General features: G+C 68.7%; 13 protein-coding genes. 6 read left to right on the forward strand and 7 right to left on the reverse strand.

Annotated features, from left to right (window positions below; translation table 11 throughout):
* Positions 1-112 precede the first annotated feature (112 nt).
* The 3 genes from M3Q35_RS00975 (at position 113) to M3Q35_RS00985 (ending at position 4,932) form a co-directional block, all read left to right on the forward strand.
* Positions 113-2,392 carry a hypothetical protein gene (locus M3Q35_RS00975; protein WP_273939650.1) on the forward strand — a complete coding sequence of 760 codons (2,280 nt, stop codon included), beginning with the start codon at positions 113-115 and terminating at the stop codon, positions 2,390-2,392.
* The gene (locus M3Q35_RS00980) at positions 2,389-3,441 is read left to right on the forward strand and encodes a glycoside hydrolase family 88 protein (protein WP_273939651.1); all 1,053 of its coding nucleotides are present in this window, start codon (positions 2,389-2,391) and stop codon (positions 3,439-3,441) included. Before M3Q35_RS00975 ends, M3Q35_RS00980 begins: the two co-directional genes overlap by 4 nt.
* A gap of 279 nt (positions 3,442-3,720) precedes the next feature.
* Positions 3,721-4,932, forward strand: coding sequence for an acyltransferase (locus M3Q35_RS00985; protein ID WP_273939652.1), 1,212 nt, complete (start codon positions 3,721-3,723; stop codon positions 4,930-4,932).
* Between the two features lie 162 nt (positions 4,933-5,094).
* On the opposite strand, the gene M3Q35_RS00990 is transcribed toward M3Q35_RS00985, so the two are convergent.
* Together M3Q35_RS00990 and M3Q35_RS00995 are read right to left on the reverse strand one after the other, a co-directional pair.
* The gene (locus M3Q35_RS00990) at positions 5,095-5,232 is read right to left on the reverse strand and encodes a hypothetical protein (protein ID WP_273939653.1); all 138 of its coding nucleotides are present in this window, start codon (positions 5,230-5,232) and stop codon (positions 5,095-5,097) included.
* Entirely contained in the window at positions 5,229-5,888 is a 660-nt protein-coding gene (locus M3Q35_RS00995) for a methyltransferase domain-containing protein (RefSeq protein WP_273939654.1), read from the reverse strand. The genes M3Q35_RS00990 and M3Q35_RS00995 overlap by 4 nt, the downstream gene beginning before the upstream one ends.
* Positions 5,889-5,987: 99 nt before the next feature.
* Between M3Q35_RS00995 and M3Q35_RS01000 the strand changes: the two genes are divergently transcribed.
* Entirely contained in the window at positions 5,988-7,811 is a 1,824-nt protein-coding gene (locus M3Q35_RS01000) for a glycoside hydrolase (RefSeq protein ID WP_273939655.1), read from the forward strand.
* Here the strand turns inward: M3Q35_RS01000 and M3Q35_RS01005 are convergent.
* Together M3Q35_RS01005 and M3Q35_RS01010 are read right to left on the reverse strand one after the other, a co-directional pair.
* Positions 7,801-8,532, reverse strand: coding sequence for a hypothetical protein (locus M3Q35_RS01005; protein ID WP_273939656.1), 732 nt, complete (start codon positions 8,530-8,532; stop codon positions 7,801-7,803). The genes M3Q35_RS01000 and M3Q35_RS01005 overlap by 11 nt on opposite strands.
* Positions 8,520-9,134, reverse strand: a complete 615-nt coding sequence (locus M3Q35_RS01010) for an RNA polymerase sigma factor (protein ID WP_273939657.1) — start codon at positions 9,132-9,134, stop codon at positions 8,520-8,522. The genes M3Q35_RS01005 and M3Q35_RS01010 overlap by 13 nt, the downstream gene beginning before the upstream one ends.
* A 10-nt stretch (positions 9,135-9,144) precedes the next feature.
* Here M3Q35_RS01010 and M3Q35_RS01015 point away from each other — a divergent pair, with 10 nt between their 5' ends.
* Both M3Q35_RS01015 and M3Q35_RS01020 read left to right on the forward strand, forming a co-directional pair.
* On the forward strand, positions 9,145-9,816 hold the full coding sequence (locus tag M3Q35_RS01015; RefSeq protein ID WP_273939658.1) for a L,D-transpeptidase family protein: 672 nt from the start codon (positions 9,145-9,147) through the stop codon (positions 9,814-9,816).
* A gap of 158 nt (positions 9,817-9,974) precedes the next feature.
* Positions 9,975-10,409 (forward strand): OsmC family protein, encoded by a 435-nt coding sequence (locus M3Q35_RS01020; protein WP_273939659.1) that lies wholly within the window; start codon positions 9,975-9,977, stop codon positions 10,407-10,409.
* A 59-nt stretch (positions 10,410-10,468) separates the two neighbouring features.
* Here M3Q35_RS01020 and M3Q35_RS01025 read toward each other — a convergent pair whose 3' ends face one another.
* The 3 genes from M3Q35_RS01025 to M3Q35_RS01035 are packed head-to-tail and all read right to left on the reverse strand — an operon-like array spanning position 10,469 to position 15,118.
* Positions 10,469-14,086, reverse strand: coding sequence for an ABC transporter ATP-binding protein (locus tag M3Q35_RS01025; protein WP_273939660.1), 3,618 nt, complete (start codon positions 14,084-14,086; stop codon positions 10,469-10,471).
* Complete coding sequence (locus M3Q35_RS01030) at positions 14,079-14,501, reverse strand: MarR family winged helix-turn-helix transcriptional regulator (protein ID WP_273939661.1); 423 nt, start codon at positions 14,499-14,501, stop codon at positions 14,079-14,081. The genes M3Q35_RS01025 and M3Q35_RS01030 overlap by 8 nt, the downstream gene beginning before the upstream one ends.
* Positions 14,502-14,542: 41 nt before the next feature.
* On the reverse strand, positions 14,543-15,118 hold the full coding sequence (locus tag M3Q35_RS01035) for a class I SAM-dependent methyltransferase (protein WP_273939662.1): 576 nt from the start codon (positions 15,116-15,118) through the stop codon (positions 14,543-14,545).
* Positions 15,119-15,159 lie beyond the last annotated feature (41 nt).

Raw genomic sequence — 15,159 nt, forward strand, 5'->3', positions numbered from 1 at the left:
GGTGCCGTCCGGAGAGTCCAGCAGTGTTGGCACGCTGGTCACTCAGTGTTCGTCCTAGTCGGACAGAATAGGCATTGTGCCCTCGAATGGACGCACCACTCATCTACTGTCGGTGACGGGTTCGGTACGGGATTGGCTGGTTCGGCCGGTGGTCACCGCGCCGGTGCCCGAAGACGATCTCGGGTTGGCCGCTTCGGGTTCGCCCTGGGGGCCCGACGGCCGATGGGTCCTCACGAACGGTCCGGACGTCACGCCGCTGAAGCGCCGGCTCTACCTCGCCCGGCCGTTGGACAGCGCCGGGCCGGTGCCGGAAGTTGTTGAGGGGGCGGAGTTTCGTCGTATTCATACCGGTGCGGACGGTTTGGTCGATTGGAGCGAATTCTGCTTCACGCCGACCTACCGGACCGCCGTCGCCGGCACCGCGTTCGAGGTCGACCAGGCCGAGTGGCGGACGTTGTGCGTGGCCAGCACCGGCCCGTTCTTGCTGCATGTCAACGGTGAACTCCTTTTGCACGCCGACACCGTGAGCTACATGGAGCCGGTCGAGCACTCGGTCCGGGTGTGGTTGCCGTCCGGCGTCTCGCGGGTCGTGATCACGTCCTGGCAGGTCGGTTTCCGGGAGTGCCGACAGGTCGTGCGGCTGCGCGTCGGCGGCCTGCCGGTGCGGGTGGTGATCCCCAGTCCCGGCGCGGACGAGCGTGCGTCGGCCGCGGCGGAGCGGATCCTGTCGGCCGTTGGCACGCCTTCCTGGGGAACGGTCAACGGTGAGGTCGCGTTGACGGGTCCTTCCGGTGCATCGGTGCGGGTCGGCCGCGAGCTCGTGACCTTTGTCGACGGCCGGGCTTCCGTGCGGCTGGACTCGTCGGCCGAAGGGGCCGTCGGATCGGCGTCGATGCTGGCCAGCGGCGAGGTCGTGCTGCGGGTGTCGGTCGACGGCTCGCCGGTGTTCCGCGAGTTCCCGATCGCGGTGCTGCCTCCGGCGTATCGGGGCGAACCCGTTGGCTCACCGGCCCAGTGGCGGTCGGAGCTGCTGGCACACGTGCGCTCGACTCCGCCGAGCGTGGCGACCGCGTTGGCGTCCGGGCAGGTATCCGCTTCCGCGTTGGAGCGGTCGCTGTGGATGATCGGCAGCCGGGCCGACTGCGCCGACTTCGAGGCGGTCGGGCTGCTCACGGCGCTGCACCGGGTTTCCTCGTGGGAGCCCGGCCTGCGGGACACCGTGCGGGCCGCGTTGCTGGGGTTCAAGTACTGGATCGATCAGCCCGGCCTGGACGCCATGTGCTACTTCACCGAGAACCACCAGCTGGTGTGGCACACCGCCGAGCTGCTGGCCGGCGAGCTGTTCGCCTCCTCGACGTTCGGCAACACCGGCTGGACCGGCGCTCAGCATGCCGCCCATGGCGGTGAGCTGGCCGCCGAGTGGATCAGACGACGGTTGGCCGGCGGTTTCAGCGAGTTCAACTCCAACGCCTACCTGGCCATCGACGCGCTGGCCCTGGTGTCCATTGTGGAATTTGCCGCGGATTCGTCGCTGGTGGCATCGGCTCGGGAGCTGCTGGACCGGATTCTGACCGGGTTGCACGCGACGTCCTGGCGGGGCATCAACGGTGCCGCGCACGGCCGTTCGTACGTGAACACCGTGCGGTCGTCGCGGTTCGAGGAGACCGCGCCGATCTTGTGGCTCTGTTACGGCGTCGGCGCATTGAACGCCGCCGTGTTGCCCGCGACGGCCCTGGCCACCGCCGTCCGGTACCAGCTGCCGGCGGCGCCTGACGGTGTTGAGCTCGCCCGCATCAGTTCGGCGGGGGAGTACCGCTTCGAGCACGACCTGCTCTCCCGGCCGTACGACTCGGACATCGTGGTGTACAAGACTCCTGACGTGATGTTGTCCACAGTGGAGGATTACCGGCCGGGGCTGCCCGGATTGCAGGAGCACATCTGGGGCGCGACGCTCGGGCCGGAGACGCAGGTCTACGTCACGCACGCGCCCAATTCCTCGACCAGCTCATCGGCCCGGCCCAATGCGTGGGCCGGCAACCGGATCCTGCCTCGGGCCCGGCAGTTCCGGGACGTCGTGCTGGCGCTGTACCGGATTCCGCCGGACGACCCGATGGGCTACACCCACGCCTGGTTCCCACTGTCTACTTTGGACTCGTGGGAGCAGCGCGGGGTGTGGACGATCGGCCGGCGCGGTGCCGGCATCGTGGCCCTGGCCTGCGAAGGCGGGGCTCGGATCGTCACCTCGGGGCCGGACGCCTATCAGGAGCTGCGGCCCAACGGTCCTGGCACCGCGTGGGTGTGCGTGGTCGGTGATCCGTCGCCGGCCGAGCCGGAATTCTGGCCTGGTGGCGTGAAATACCGGTCGCATTCGTTGGATTGGGAGGGACCGTGACCGGGCTGGATCCCAGTTCCTCGCTGTACGCCGAGCCTCCGCTGCCGCCCGTCGATCCGTCGACGTTGACAGTTGACGTGCTGGCCGACACCGGGCGTCGGATCGCCTTGCGGGCCATCGACATGGGCTTGACGCGGTGGTTCTGGGGCGAGGGCGTGGTGCTGCTCGGGATGCTCCGGCTCGCCGAGGCCACCGGTTCTCCGACGCCGCCGTTCGTGATCGAATTCGTCGAACGCCGGCTGGCTTCGGGCATCATGCCCGATCACGTCAATTCGATCATTCCCGGCGCGGCTTGTGCTTGGCTGTACCGGGAAACCGGCGATCCCCGCTACGCCGACGCCTGCTCGGGGTTGTTGGACTGGCTGTCCTCGCGGATCGGTCCCGGGCCGTTGGAGCACTGGCCCGGCGGCGTGTGGGCGGACACCGCTTTCATGGCCGGCGTGTTCCTCGTCCACTGCGGACGCGCTTTGGACCGTCCCGAGCTGATCGCCGAGGCCGCTCGGCAGTGGCTGTTGCACGCCGAGGTGCTCGGCTCCGAGACCGGTTTGTTCGCGCACGGCTCGCACCGTGGCGAGACCATCTGGTGCTTCTGGGGCCGGGCCAATGCGTGGCTCGCCTTGGCCGGCGTCGAAATACTCGAAGCCGACCCGAGCCTCGATCACATCCGTGAACGCCTTACCGCGCAGTTGACCGCTTTGGTGTCGCTCCAGCCCGCGCACGGCGTGTGGGATGTTCTGGTCGACGGGCACCCGGAAACCCGGGGCATCATCGAGACCTCCGCCACAGCCGGCATCGCCGCCGCCCTGTTCCGGGCCGCCGCACTGGGTGTTTCTGCTGAAACGTTCAGGTCATCGGCCTGGCGCGCCTTGGCCGGCCTGCATCCGTACGTGACCTCGGACGGTTCGGTCACCAGAACCAGTGCGGGCACGGTGTTACAACTCGTGCCGTTCGGGTACTCCGTTATTCGTGACGACCGCGTTCAGCCTTGGGGTCAAGGTCTGGGGCTGCACGCGTACGCCGCCGCCCTGGTCACCCGGACGTGTCGCTGATCCCGTTCGCTACGGTGAACCAAGACGGGTCGCGCGGCGTGGTCCCCACCGGGAAGCCTGGGCGTCAGCTGTCGAGATGCTGAAGGTCACCTGTCCGGCCCGGCGTAACGGGTCGGCGGGAATCCCCTGGTCAGAAGGGACATGCGCGGATCGTGGGAGAGCTCGCGGGGCCATCGAAAGCTTATCGACAGGCAACAAAACGCCCATCCTTAATCCACTCTCAGGTCGAGGTTGTTAGCTAGTCACCGATCACGAGAGGGACGAGGGAGGACACGCCCGATGAGCGTTCAGCTGCTCCCCGCCGCGCCGGCGGCCACCACCACGGCGAAGGCGGGCAAGGGACACCTCAACCAGGTCGACCTGGTCCGAGTGCTGACCTTCGCCAGCGTGATCGCCGTGCACGTCATCACGTACACCAATGACGGCGCCAGCGTGACCGCGTACGGGACGCTCACCCTGCTGCACTTCACCCGGTCCGTGTTCTTCTTCCTCACCGGCTTCGTGCTCGTCTACACCTATCGCAGGCGCCCGCTGGCCCCCGGCAACTTCTGGCGGCGGCGGATGTCGCTGGTCGGAATTCCGTACCTGGTGTGGACCGGGTTCTACTTCGGCATCATCCAGCAGGTCGGCATGCCCGCGCTGCCCGTCGGCGAGTTCCTCGACTACCTGTGGGGCTGCATCTACAAGGGCATCGGCTGGTACCACCTGTACTTCCTGCTGGTGTCGCTCCAGTTCTACATCCTGTTCCCGTTCGTGCTGGCCGCCCTGAAGGCCACCGTCCGGCACCACAAGAAGATCCTCATCGGCTCCGCGGTTTTGCAGCTCGGCATCTCGCTGGCCGAGACCTACCTGCCCGCGCCGTCCGACGGCGACTCGCTGCTGGGGCAGCTGTGGGGCAACCAGGGCACGCTCGTCGTCAGCTACCAGTTCTTCCTGATCGCCGGCTGCATCGCCGCGTTCCACTACGAGGCGTTCCAGGCGTGGATCACCGCCCACAGCCGCCTCATCTGGTGGGGCCTCGGCCTTTCCGCCGCTTTCGCCCTCACCTGGTACGGCGTCAACCTCGCCTACGGTCACACCCCCGGCGACGCCACCGGCGTGCTCCAGCCCGAGATGCTGCCGTGGTACGCCTTCGTCGTGCTGGCCCTCTACCTCGTCGGCTCCCGGTGGGCCTCCCGCCAGGCCACCGGCTCCCGTTGGCAGCGCATCGTCGCGGCGGCGTCGCAGCGCTCCTTCGGCGTCTTCCTCGTGCACCCCGCCATGCTCTGGGTGTTCCTCAACGAGTTCGACATGTGGTTCCCCAACCACCTCGACCAGGGCCTGCCCCTGACCTTGTCCGCCTACGTCTTCGCCGTGGTCACGTCCCTGATCTTCGTCGAGATCGTCATCAGGACCCCGTTGGCCAAGGTCCTCATCGGCCGGGCCCGCATCCCGTTCGGCAAGCCGGTCAAGGCCGCCGCGAAGCCCGAGCCCCAGCCCGCCGCCGCGTAGCCCCCGTGAGTCCCGCCCAGCGTCACCCCGAAACCTGCTTTCCCGCAGCCCCCGCCACATGCGGTCCGGATGTGGCGCTGGGAGGCAAGTACGGCGCGCATGTGACGTTCGGATGTGCGCGACAGCGGATTTCGGTGTGCTGGAGAGCGGGACTCGCGGGGGTTATACGGTGGTCCAGGCGGCGATCAACTCCGGCGAATAGAACACGCCGTCCACCTCGGCGATCTCGTCGCGAAGACGGGAGTACAAGGTCTCAGGCCCGACCTCCTCGACGGTGGCGAGGCCGGCCTTCTCGATCATGGGGATGAGGGAGACGGCGGTGGCGGCGGCGTGCACGACGTTGACGGAGTCGGCGTTGCCGGCGGGGCGGGAGCTGGAGAGGTCGGGGAGGGGAAGCCGGCGTCGCGGAAGATGCGGTAGAGGTCCTCGCCGGGGTTGGGGGTGATGCCGCCGGCCCGCATGGAACCCCGGATCCAGTCCAGACAGCGGGTGGCGAGCGCTGTGGGCGGGGCGGCGCGGCAGGTGTCGAGCTCGAAGTCCTGGAAGGTGACGACACCGCCGGGACGAACGTGCCGGGCCAGCTCCCGCACGGTGCCGGCGGGGTCGGCGAGGTGCATGAGGATCAAACGCCCGACGACGGCGTCGACGGGACCGGCGAGCTCGACGGAAGGCAGCACGGCCTGGCGGAACTCGACGTTGGGGAGGCCCTGGGCCCGTGACCGGGCGACGGCCAGCACGGCGGGATCGGCGTCGATGCCGAGCACGGAACCGGTGGGACCGACGAGGTCGGCGATGAGCAAGCTGATGTCGCCGGCACCGCAGCCGACGTCGAGGACCCGCATGCCGGGAGAGATGCCGGCCAGGGTGAACAGGTGCCGGCTGTGCGGCCGATAGAGCTCGGCTTGCAGCATCAGCCGCTCGGTCTCCCGGTCGTTGCGCCCCATCGCGTAGTCCATACGGCCCATTCTCACGGCACCGGGACAAGCCGCAATTCCGGACAGTGGCAACCGAACGGCCCTACCGGCAAGTAGCGATCACTCCCTACCGTCAAGTCCATGCGTGGGGCGATGATCCTGGCAACGGCGCTGGTCATGACGGTCACGGGCGCGCCGGCGGTGGCGGCGCCGCAGGCGGCGGCGGAGGTGTCGGGCACACCGGCGCAGTCGGTGCAGGGCTTCGGCGCATCGGGCGCCTGGTGGGTGAACGACCTCGCGAACTTTGCCCCGACGGTCCAGCAGCGGGTCGGCGATCTGCTGTTCGGCCCGGACGGACTGAACCTGAGCGTCTACCGCTACAACGTGGGCGGCGGCGGGGTCGGCGTGACGAATCCGCCCCGCGCGCCGCAGACGGCGCTGGTCAGCCCGGGCGTCTACGACTGGTCGAAAGACCCGGGCGGCACGACGTTCGTGAAACAGGCGGCGCAGCACGGGGTGCCGGACATCCAGGCGTTCGTGAACAGTGCGCCGCCGGTGTGGACGACGAACGGCAAGAGCTGCGGCGGCTCGCTGAAGAGCGGCAGCGAGGCGGCGTACGGGCAGTTCCTGACCGACGTCGTCACCCACTTCCAGCAGCAGGGCGTGACGTTCTCGCAGGTCAGCCCGATGAACGAGCCGGACAACAGCTTCGGCGACTGCGGCCAGGAGGGCATGTCGGTCGGCACCGGCCAGCGCGGTCCGATCGTCCGGGCCCTCGGCGCGGCCCTGGCCAACGCCGGCTCGCCGGCCCAGGTGCTGGCCGACGAGACCAGCTGGGCGCTCCAGGACATCTTCGAGCTGCCGGCCTGGGCCGGCGACGCCACCACCCAGCGCTACCTGGTCGCGCTGGCCCACCACACCTACGACTTCCCGAGCAACGCCACCCTGAACACGCTGCGGGCCAGCGCCAAGAACTACGGCAAACCGTTGTGGGCCACGGAGATCTGCTGCTCCAACGGCGGCGGCTACGGCCAGGGCTACGACCCGACGATCGACGGCGGCCTGCGCATGGCCGACCTGATCCACCAGGACCTGACCGAGGCCAACGACGCCCAGTTCGACTGGTGGACGGCGCTGTCGCCGGTGTTGGGCTGCGACCCGGTGGCCGCGCCGAGCTGCCCGAGCACCAAGAACGGCAACGGCTGGAACGACGGCCTGATCTACTACGACCCGAACCACGCGAGCAACGGCAACCAGAATCTCTATGTCACCAAACGGTTCTGGGCGCTGGCCAACTTCAGCCGGTTCGTTCGCCCCAACGCGGTGCGGTTCCCGATCAGCGGCATGCCGTCCGGCGTGTGGCCGGTGGCTTTCGAGTCCGGCGGCACGTGGACGGTCGTGGCGATCAACGACAACGCCGCGGACACCGCTTTCCCGCTGCACTTCGGCGCGACGAACGGCCAGCTCACCGCCACCGGCGCGTACCGGACGTCGGCCACCGAGGACCTCGCGTCGGTGGCGTTACCGAGCGTCAGCGGCAGCACGGCGACGGCCACGCTGCCGGCCCGCAGCATCACCACGTTCACCTTCAGCCAGCCGACAACCGTTGTCTCAGGCCACAACTACCTCATCCAGGCGGCCAACGGCTCGTCGGCCGACGTCGCCGGGGCGTCCACTTCGGACGGTGCGGCGGTGATCCAGTATCACACCACCGGTGACGCCAACCAGCGTTTCACCGTGCAGGCCAACGGAACGATCACCGGCGTGCAGAGCGGCAAGTGTCTGGACGCCAGTGCGGCAACTGTCGTGCAGCGGACCTGCAACGGCTCGGCGGCCCAGCAATGGACCATCGCCGGCGGAGTGATCTCCAACCAGGGCAGGGGATTGACAGCAGTGTCCACAGTGGACGGTGTGCAGCTGACCGTCGGTGCGAACCAGCAGTGGACGCTGAACGCTACCGGTTGACGATGGTGTTCTTGTCCATGGACAGCAACGTGTACGTGTCCATGTCGATCACCAGCTGCAACGACAGCGGCCCGACGTCGAGCACGTAGAGCGCGCCCGACCGGCCGGTCAGGTCATAGGCCTTCGACGAGTCGAGCAGGCCAACTCCATGCTGCCCCAACAGAACTTTCACGGTCAGTTGGCGCATCTCCGGGCTCAGCCCCGGCTTGCTGAGCAGGTCGCCCAGCACCTCGCCCTCGTACTTGCCGTTCTGCTTGGCCACCATATGTACTGCCGCGTTCAGGTCGGTCTCGGTGCGCGGCAGGCCGGCGACAACGGTGCGCTGGTCGGCCACCAGCACGTCCGGCGACATCCGCGCGAACTCGGCCGGCATGCCCGGTCGGTTCAGGGCGATCGGCTCCGGCACGTCGGTGAAGGTCCGGTCGAAGTCCGGCGACTTGAGCCGCACGGTGTGGTGCACGTCGTCGATCCACACCTCGTCGGCCCGCTCGCGGTTCGGGCCGTCGGCCGGGCTGAGCCAGCGCAGGTAGCGGATCGGCGTCGGCGGGCTCGCCGTCGACATCTCGGTCGGAGCCGTCGGCCGCACCACCGTCAACACGAGCAGAGCCGCCGCCGCTGCCGCCGCACCGACCACCGGCAGCCAGCGCCGCTTGCGCCGGACCGGCTCGGCCTGTCTCAGGCCGGCCAGCAGGCGCTCCTCGAGCGGGGTCAGCTCAGGCACGTGGACCCCTCCGCCAGCGGCGTCAGCTTGCGCCGGGCCCGGGTCAGCCGCATCCGGGCCGCCGACGGCGAGATGCCCAGCACCTCGGCCGCCTCGATCGGCGTCAGCTCGTCCAGGCTGACCAGCAGGAACAGCTCCCGCTCGGCCGGCGGCAGGTCGTCGAGGCCGGCCAGCACGGCGGTCGCGGCGTTGGCGGCGTCCACGCGTGCCTCCAATTCGGCGAAGTCGTCGGCGGCCAGTGTGCGTTGACCGTAGACCCGCTGCAACGCCCGGTACTCGGCGCTACGCCGCCGGCCACGGGAGGCGATCATGTGCGCCGCGATGCCGAACAGCCAGGCCCGCGGCGTGCCGCGGGCCGGGTCGTAGCCGCCCGGCCGTTCCAGCACGGCCAGGAACACCGCCGCGACCACGTCCGCCGCCTCGTTGGGATCGCCGAGCCGGCGCGCGGCGTACCCGAGCAGCGCGTGCACGTGCTCCCGGTACAGCGATTCCAGGTCTTCCACGGGGTGGTCGACGAGCGAGTGGCGAAAGAAGTTGCGCGGCCGCATGCTCGTGCCAATCCCCAGTGACGCCGTTCGTTCGCTCAAGGGGTCCGTGTTCATGTTCCGAAGCGTGAAAGTGCTGGTCACAGGCTCGGCCGTGCTGTTGGCCGCCGCGTGCGGCCAGGCCGAGTCGGCACCAGCGCCGGCGGCGCACACTGTGACGTCAACCACAACCACGACGCCGCCCAAGCCTGCCTTGCCCTCCACCTCCGAGGTGCAGCGGGCCTTGTTCACGCTGGGCTACCAGACCCGTCAGGTCACCGGCCAGGTCGACGATGAGACCAAGCACGCCATCGTCGCGTTTCAGAAGGTGCAGGGCTTACCTCGCACCGGCGTCGTCGACGACGCCACCGCCGCCGCGCTGCGCGCACCCAAGACGATCACCCCTCGCACCACCGCCGCTGGCACCCACCTTGAGGTAGACATCGCCCGTCAGGTCGCCTACGTCGTCGCCGACGGCCAGGTCACCAAGATCTACGACGCCTGCACCGGCGACAACGTCGGCGACCGCGTCACCCCGCTCGGCGACTTCCACGTCTACTACCAGATCAACTTCGTGGAGTACGCGCCGCTGGGCAACCTCTACCGCCCCAGCTACATCACCACCACCGGCATCGCCGTGCACGGCGGCGAGCCCGTCGAGGCCGTGCCGGCCAGCAATGGCTGCGTGCGCCTCACCGACCCCTCCATCGACGAGGTCTTCCCCTTGCTGCACCCCGGAACCGAGGTCCTCATCTTCTAACCGCCCCGAGCGGCACATGCGGTCCGGATGTGCCGCTGGGAGGCAAGTATGGCGCGCATGTGACATTCGAATGTGCTGGACTGCGGTGATGCATTGCGCACGATTTAAGAGTGCGCTATGGTTCCTGGCAGGCAACCACCACCGAGGGAGGCACCACAATGCCCAGTCGCGACGCCACCACCCACTGGGAAGGCGGACTGCAGGACGGCAAGGGGACGGTCACGTTCGACTCCTCGAACGCGGGTCAGTTCGACGTGTCGTTCCCGACCCGCACGGGGAACCCGGACGGGCAGACCTCGCCGGAAGAGCTGATCGCGGCGGCGCACAGCTCGTGCCTGGCGATGAACCTGTCGGGCGTGCTGGGCGCGAACGGCCTGACGGCGGACGCGATCGACGTGAGCGCGGAGGTGACGCTGGGCCCGGACCCGGCGGGTGGCTTTGCGATCACGAGCGTCGCGGTGACGGTCAACGCCAAGGTGCCGGGCCTGGACGCGGCGAAGTTCGCGGAGCTGGCGCAGACGGCCAAGGACACCTGCCCGGTGAGCAAGGCCCTGGCCGGCACCACGATCACGCTGGACGCGAAGCTGGTGTGACTGCGAAAGCCGGCCACGAGCGGGGAGGTGGTCGCCGGCCACCTCCCCGGAGGCGATCATCACGCCGAAGCTGGTGTGACTGCGAAGGCCGCCCACAACCGGGCGTAGTGGTCGCTCTCGGCGAGCAACTGTGAGTGCGTGCCGACGGCGACCACGCGCCCGGCGTCCATCACCACGATCCGGTCGGCGCCGCGAGCGGTCTGCAAGCGGTGCGCGACCAGGATCGTGGTGCGGCCGTCGGCCAACGTGGACATGGCGGCCGAGACAACGGATTCCGTGGCCAGGTCGAGGTTGGCGGTGGCCTCGTCCAGCAGCAGCAACACGGGATTGACGATCTGGGCCCGGGCCAGGCAGAGCAACTGTCGCTGCCCGGCGGACAAAGAGCCGCCCCGCTCGCCAATCTCGTGCAGGTAGCCGCCGGGCAGCTTGGCCACGAACTCGTGCGCGCCGATGGCCCGGGCGGCGGCCTCGACTTCGGCGTCGGTGGCCGAAGGTCGACCGTAGGCGATGTTGTCCCGGATGGTGCCGGGGAACAGGAACGCCTCCTGCGGCACGTAGCCCAGCTGCCGCCGGAACTCCGACGGATCGAGGGAACGCAGGTCCAGGCCGTCGATGGTGACGGATCCCTTGTCGGGGTCGTAGAACCGGGCCAACATCTTGACCACAGTGGACTTTCCGGCACCGGTCTCGCCGATCAACGCGACGGTTTCCCCCGGCTCCACAACGAGATCCACGCCTTGCAGCACGTCGCTGTCCACGCCCGGATAGCGGAACCACACGTCCTGCAACGCGATCCGCCCGCGCAACCGGCCGGGATGTGTCGGCGAAGCGGCGGTCGGCGTGAGGTCGGGCTCGGCCAACAGGTCGTTGATCCGGGTCATCGACACCCGCGCCTGCTGCCAGTCGTCGAACACGCCGGACAGCTGCTGGATGGGGGAGAAGAACAACCCGAGGTAGAGCACGAACGCGATCAGCTCGCCGGCGGTCAACTCGTTGCGGGCAATGAGGAAGTACCCCGCACCGAGCACCAGCGCCGCGCCGAGGTCGGACAGGAACTCCAGGAACGGGAAGTACGCCGAGATCAGCCGCTGCGACTTCATCCGGGCGTCCAGATAGCCCCGGGTGAGCCGCTTGAACTCGGTGTGCCGCCGCCCCTGCTGCCCGAATGCCTGCGATTCCCGCACGCCGGCCAAGGTTTCCTGCAATCCGGCGTTGACGTCGGAGATCTTCTCCCGCGCCTGCACGTAACTGCTCTTGGACAGCCGCCGGAACACGGTGGTGGCCAACACGAACGGAATCAGCACCAGCGCGGCCACGCCGGTCAGCTCGATGTTCATCACGGCCATCGCCACCAGCACCCCGGTGAACGTCAGCACGCTGGCCGCGGCCTGGAGCAAACCGTTCTGTAGCAACGAGGAGAACGAATCGGTGTCGGTGGTCATGCGGGTCATGACCTGCCCGACCATCTCCCGGTCGTAGAACGAGACCGGCAGCCGCAGCAGCCGCTTGAACACACGGACCTTCAGCGCCATCAGCAAACGCTCGCCGGTACGGCCGTTGACCAGCGTCATCGCCACCGACACGGCCAGGTCGCCGAGGACAACGGCGAGGAAAATGCCGGCCGACAAGAACAACGCGCCGGCCGAGCCGTTGAGCACGCCGTTGTCGATGCCCTCACGGGAGAAGTACGGCCCGGCGGCCGTGGCGACGGCGTCCAGCAGCACCAGGAACAGGCCGAGGCCCAACGCCGTGCGGTGCCGCCAGACGAAGCGGCGGAACGAGAATCGGGGCTCGTCGTCGCCGACGGTGTCGATGTCGGCGCGATCGCGGGCCGGCGGCAGCAAGAGCAGGCCGGCGGCCATCTCGGACGGCGTCTCCATGATCGCCAGCTGCTTGCGCTTGCCGCCGTCGGCCTGCCACGCCTCCTCGGTCACACCCGTGGTCACCTCGACGTCGATGTCCTCGTCGGTGCCGGCCAACAGTCGCCGGTACAGCGGACTGGCGGCCATCAGTTCCTCGTGACTGCCTTGTGCGACAACACGTCCCTTGTCCACCACGACGATCCGGCTGGCCAGTCGCAACGTGGAGCGGCGGTGGGCGATGAGCAGCGTGGTGCGGTCGACCATCACGCGCCGCAGGGTGGCGTGAATGCCCTCCTCGATCCGGGCGTCCACCGCGCTGGTCGCGTCGTCCAACACCAGGATCCGGGGATCGGTCAGCAGCGCCCGCGCCAGCGCGATGCGCTGACGCTGACCGCCGGACAGCGTCAGTCCGCGCTCGCCGACCTGCGTGTCGTAGCCCTCCGGTAGGGCTGTGATGAACTCGTGTGCCTCGGCTGCCCGGGCCGCCGCCTCGATCTCCTCGTCGGTGGCGTCCGGCCGGCCGTAGCCGATATTGGCCCGAACGGTGTCGGAGAACAGGAAACTCTCCTCGAAGACCATGCCGACCTGGCTACGTAACGTGTCGACCGTTACGTCCCGGACGTCATGCCCGTCGATCTTGACGCTGCCGGCCTGCACGTCGTGGAACCGGGCCAGCAGCATGGCCACAGTGGACTTCCCCGAACCCGAAGTCCCCACCAGGGCAACGGTTTCACCCGGCTGAACGTGCAGGCTGAACCCGTCGAGCACCGGTTCCGAGCTGAGGTAGCCGAATCGCGCGTCCGTGATGGCGATGTCACCGCTGACCGGCGGCAACGGCGAGGCGTCCTGCTTGTCCGTCACGGCCGGCACCGAGTCCAGCAGGTCGAAGATCCGCCGGGCCGAGATGCCGGCCCGCTGGGTGGCGCTGATCATCGCCGCGAACATCTGCGCCGGCCCGATCACCTGCGACAGATACGTGGCGAAGGCCAGGAACGTGCCGACGGTGATGTTGCCGTGCAACGCCAGCCAGCCGCCCAGCCCCAGCAGCAGCACCTGCCCGATGGCCGGGATCGCCTGTAGCAGCGGCTGGTACTTGGCGATCAGCCGCACCGACCGGATGCGCGCCCCGTACAACTTCTGGCTGGCCTCGACGAACCGGTCCAGCTCGTGGTCCTCCTGGCCGAACGCCTTGACCACGCGGATCCCGGACACGGTCTGGGTGACCGTCTGCGTCACCTCGGCCCCGCGCTGCTGACTGTCCCAGGTGGCCGGTCGCACCTGCCGTCGCATCCGGTAGACGATGATCACCAGTGCCGGCACCACCAGCGCGCTGATCAACGCCAGCAGCGGCGACAGCACGATCATGACCACCAGCGACACCACGATCAGCAACACGTTGCTGCTCAACGCCGGCAGGTACGACAGCACGCGGACCATCACACCGGCGTCGGTGGAGATCCGCGACACCAGCTGGCCGGTCGGCATCGCCTGGTGGCTGCCGATGTCCAGGCGCTGCAACTGTTCGTGCACCGCGTTGCGGATCTGGTACTGGACCTCCAGCACCACCTTGGCTGCCCGGTAACGCCTGATGCGTGACGCCACGAAGGTCAACACGCCGACGGCGACCAGCGCACCCAGCCACGGCAGCAGCGCCGAGCGGTGCGTGAGGATGACGTCGTCGACGATGTGCCGCTCCAGCAGCGGCGTGACCGCGGCCAGCCCGGCCCCGGCCAGCGCGGCGATGAAGGTCAGCACCATGCTCCGGCGCTGGATCTTGAGGAACGGCAGCAGCCGGCGGATCCAGTGGTCAGTCATCGGCCAGCCGATCCATCAGCTCGGCCGCGTCGGCCAGCAGCTGACGTTCGGCCGGCGACAGCCGGATGTCCATCGCCTTGGCCAGCCAGAGCTCACGGGCCTGCATGTCCTCGGACAATGCGGCCAGGCCCTGCTCGGTGATGCCGATGACCGCCTGCCGGCGGTCCAGCGGGTCCGGCCGGCGCGCGATCAGGCCGTCGGCCGCCAGCGACGCCAGCGTCCTGGTCAGCGACTGCGGCTGGATCCGCTCCAGGTCGGCCAGGTCGCCTGCGCACATCTCGCCGTTGCGCCAGAGCTGGGCAAGTACACTGATCTTGGTTGGGGCCAGCGCGTCGGCCGGCCGCTCGGCGCGCAGCCGGCGGGACAGCCGGACCACCGCCGACCGGATCCGGCGCACGTTCTCGTCACGAGGCACATTAGTACGCTACGTCGTACTAACGCCCCGGCGCGACCGGTTTACGGTATCGACGGCTTTCTGGCCTGGAACCGGAAGGCCCCCTCCCGGAGCGTGACTTCCACGTCCTCGAAGCCGGCATGCCGCAGCCGCTCCGGCAGCTCGTCCGGGTCGACGATGTTCATCGTGTCACCGATGTGCAGCAGCCGGAACCGCAGGCTCAACCGGCTGTCGCTGCCGGCGAACACCCCGCCCGGCTGCAACACGCGGAACGCCTCGGCGAAGATCCCGTCCTGCATCGGCCTGGTCGGCACGTGATGCAGCATCGTGAAGCAGACGACCGAGCTGAACTCCTGGTCCGGCAACGACATCCGGCTGCCGTCGCCGTGCAGGATCGTGGCCTTGCCGTCGAATTCCCGTTGCAGATCCTGGGCCGATCGACCGTCCACCTCCACCGCCGTCACGTTCGGCGCCAGATCGACCAGCACTCGGGTCGTGGCCCCGTAGCCCGGCCCGATCTCCAGCAGGTTCGCGCCCAGCTCCACGCCGGTCAGCGACCACGGCAGGCTGCGCTCACGCACGTTCTTGGCCCAGTCCTGGGAAGAGCAGATCCTTCGGTGCATGAAGTTCATCGGCATGTCGTCGACGCTAGGACCCTCGAACGTTGTCCGCTACCGAG

Source organism: Kutzneria chonburiensis (genome assembly GCF_028622115.1).
In the GTDB taxonomy this organism is placed as follows: domain Bacteria; phylum Actinomycetota; class Actinomycetes; order Mycobacteriales; family Pseudonocardiaceae; genus Kutzneria; species Kutzneria chonburiensis.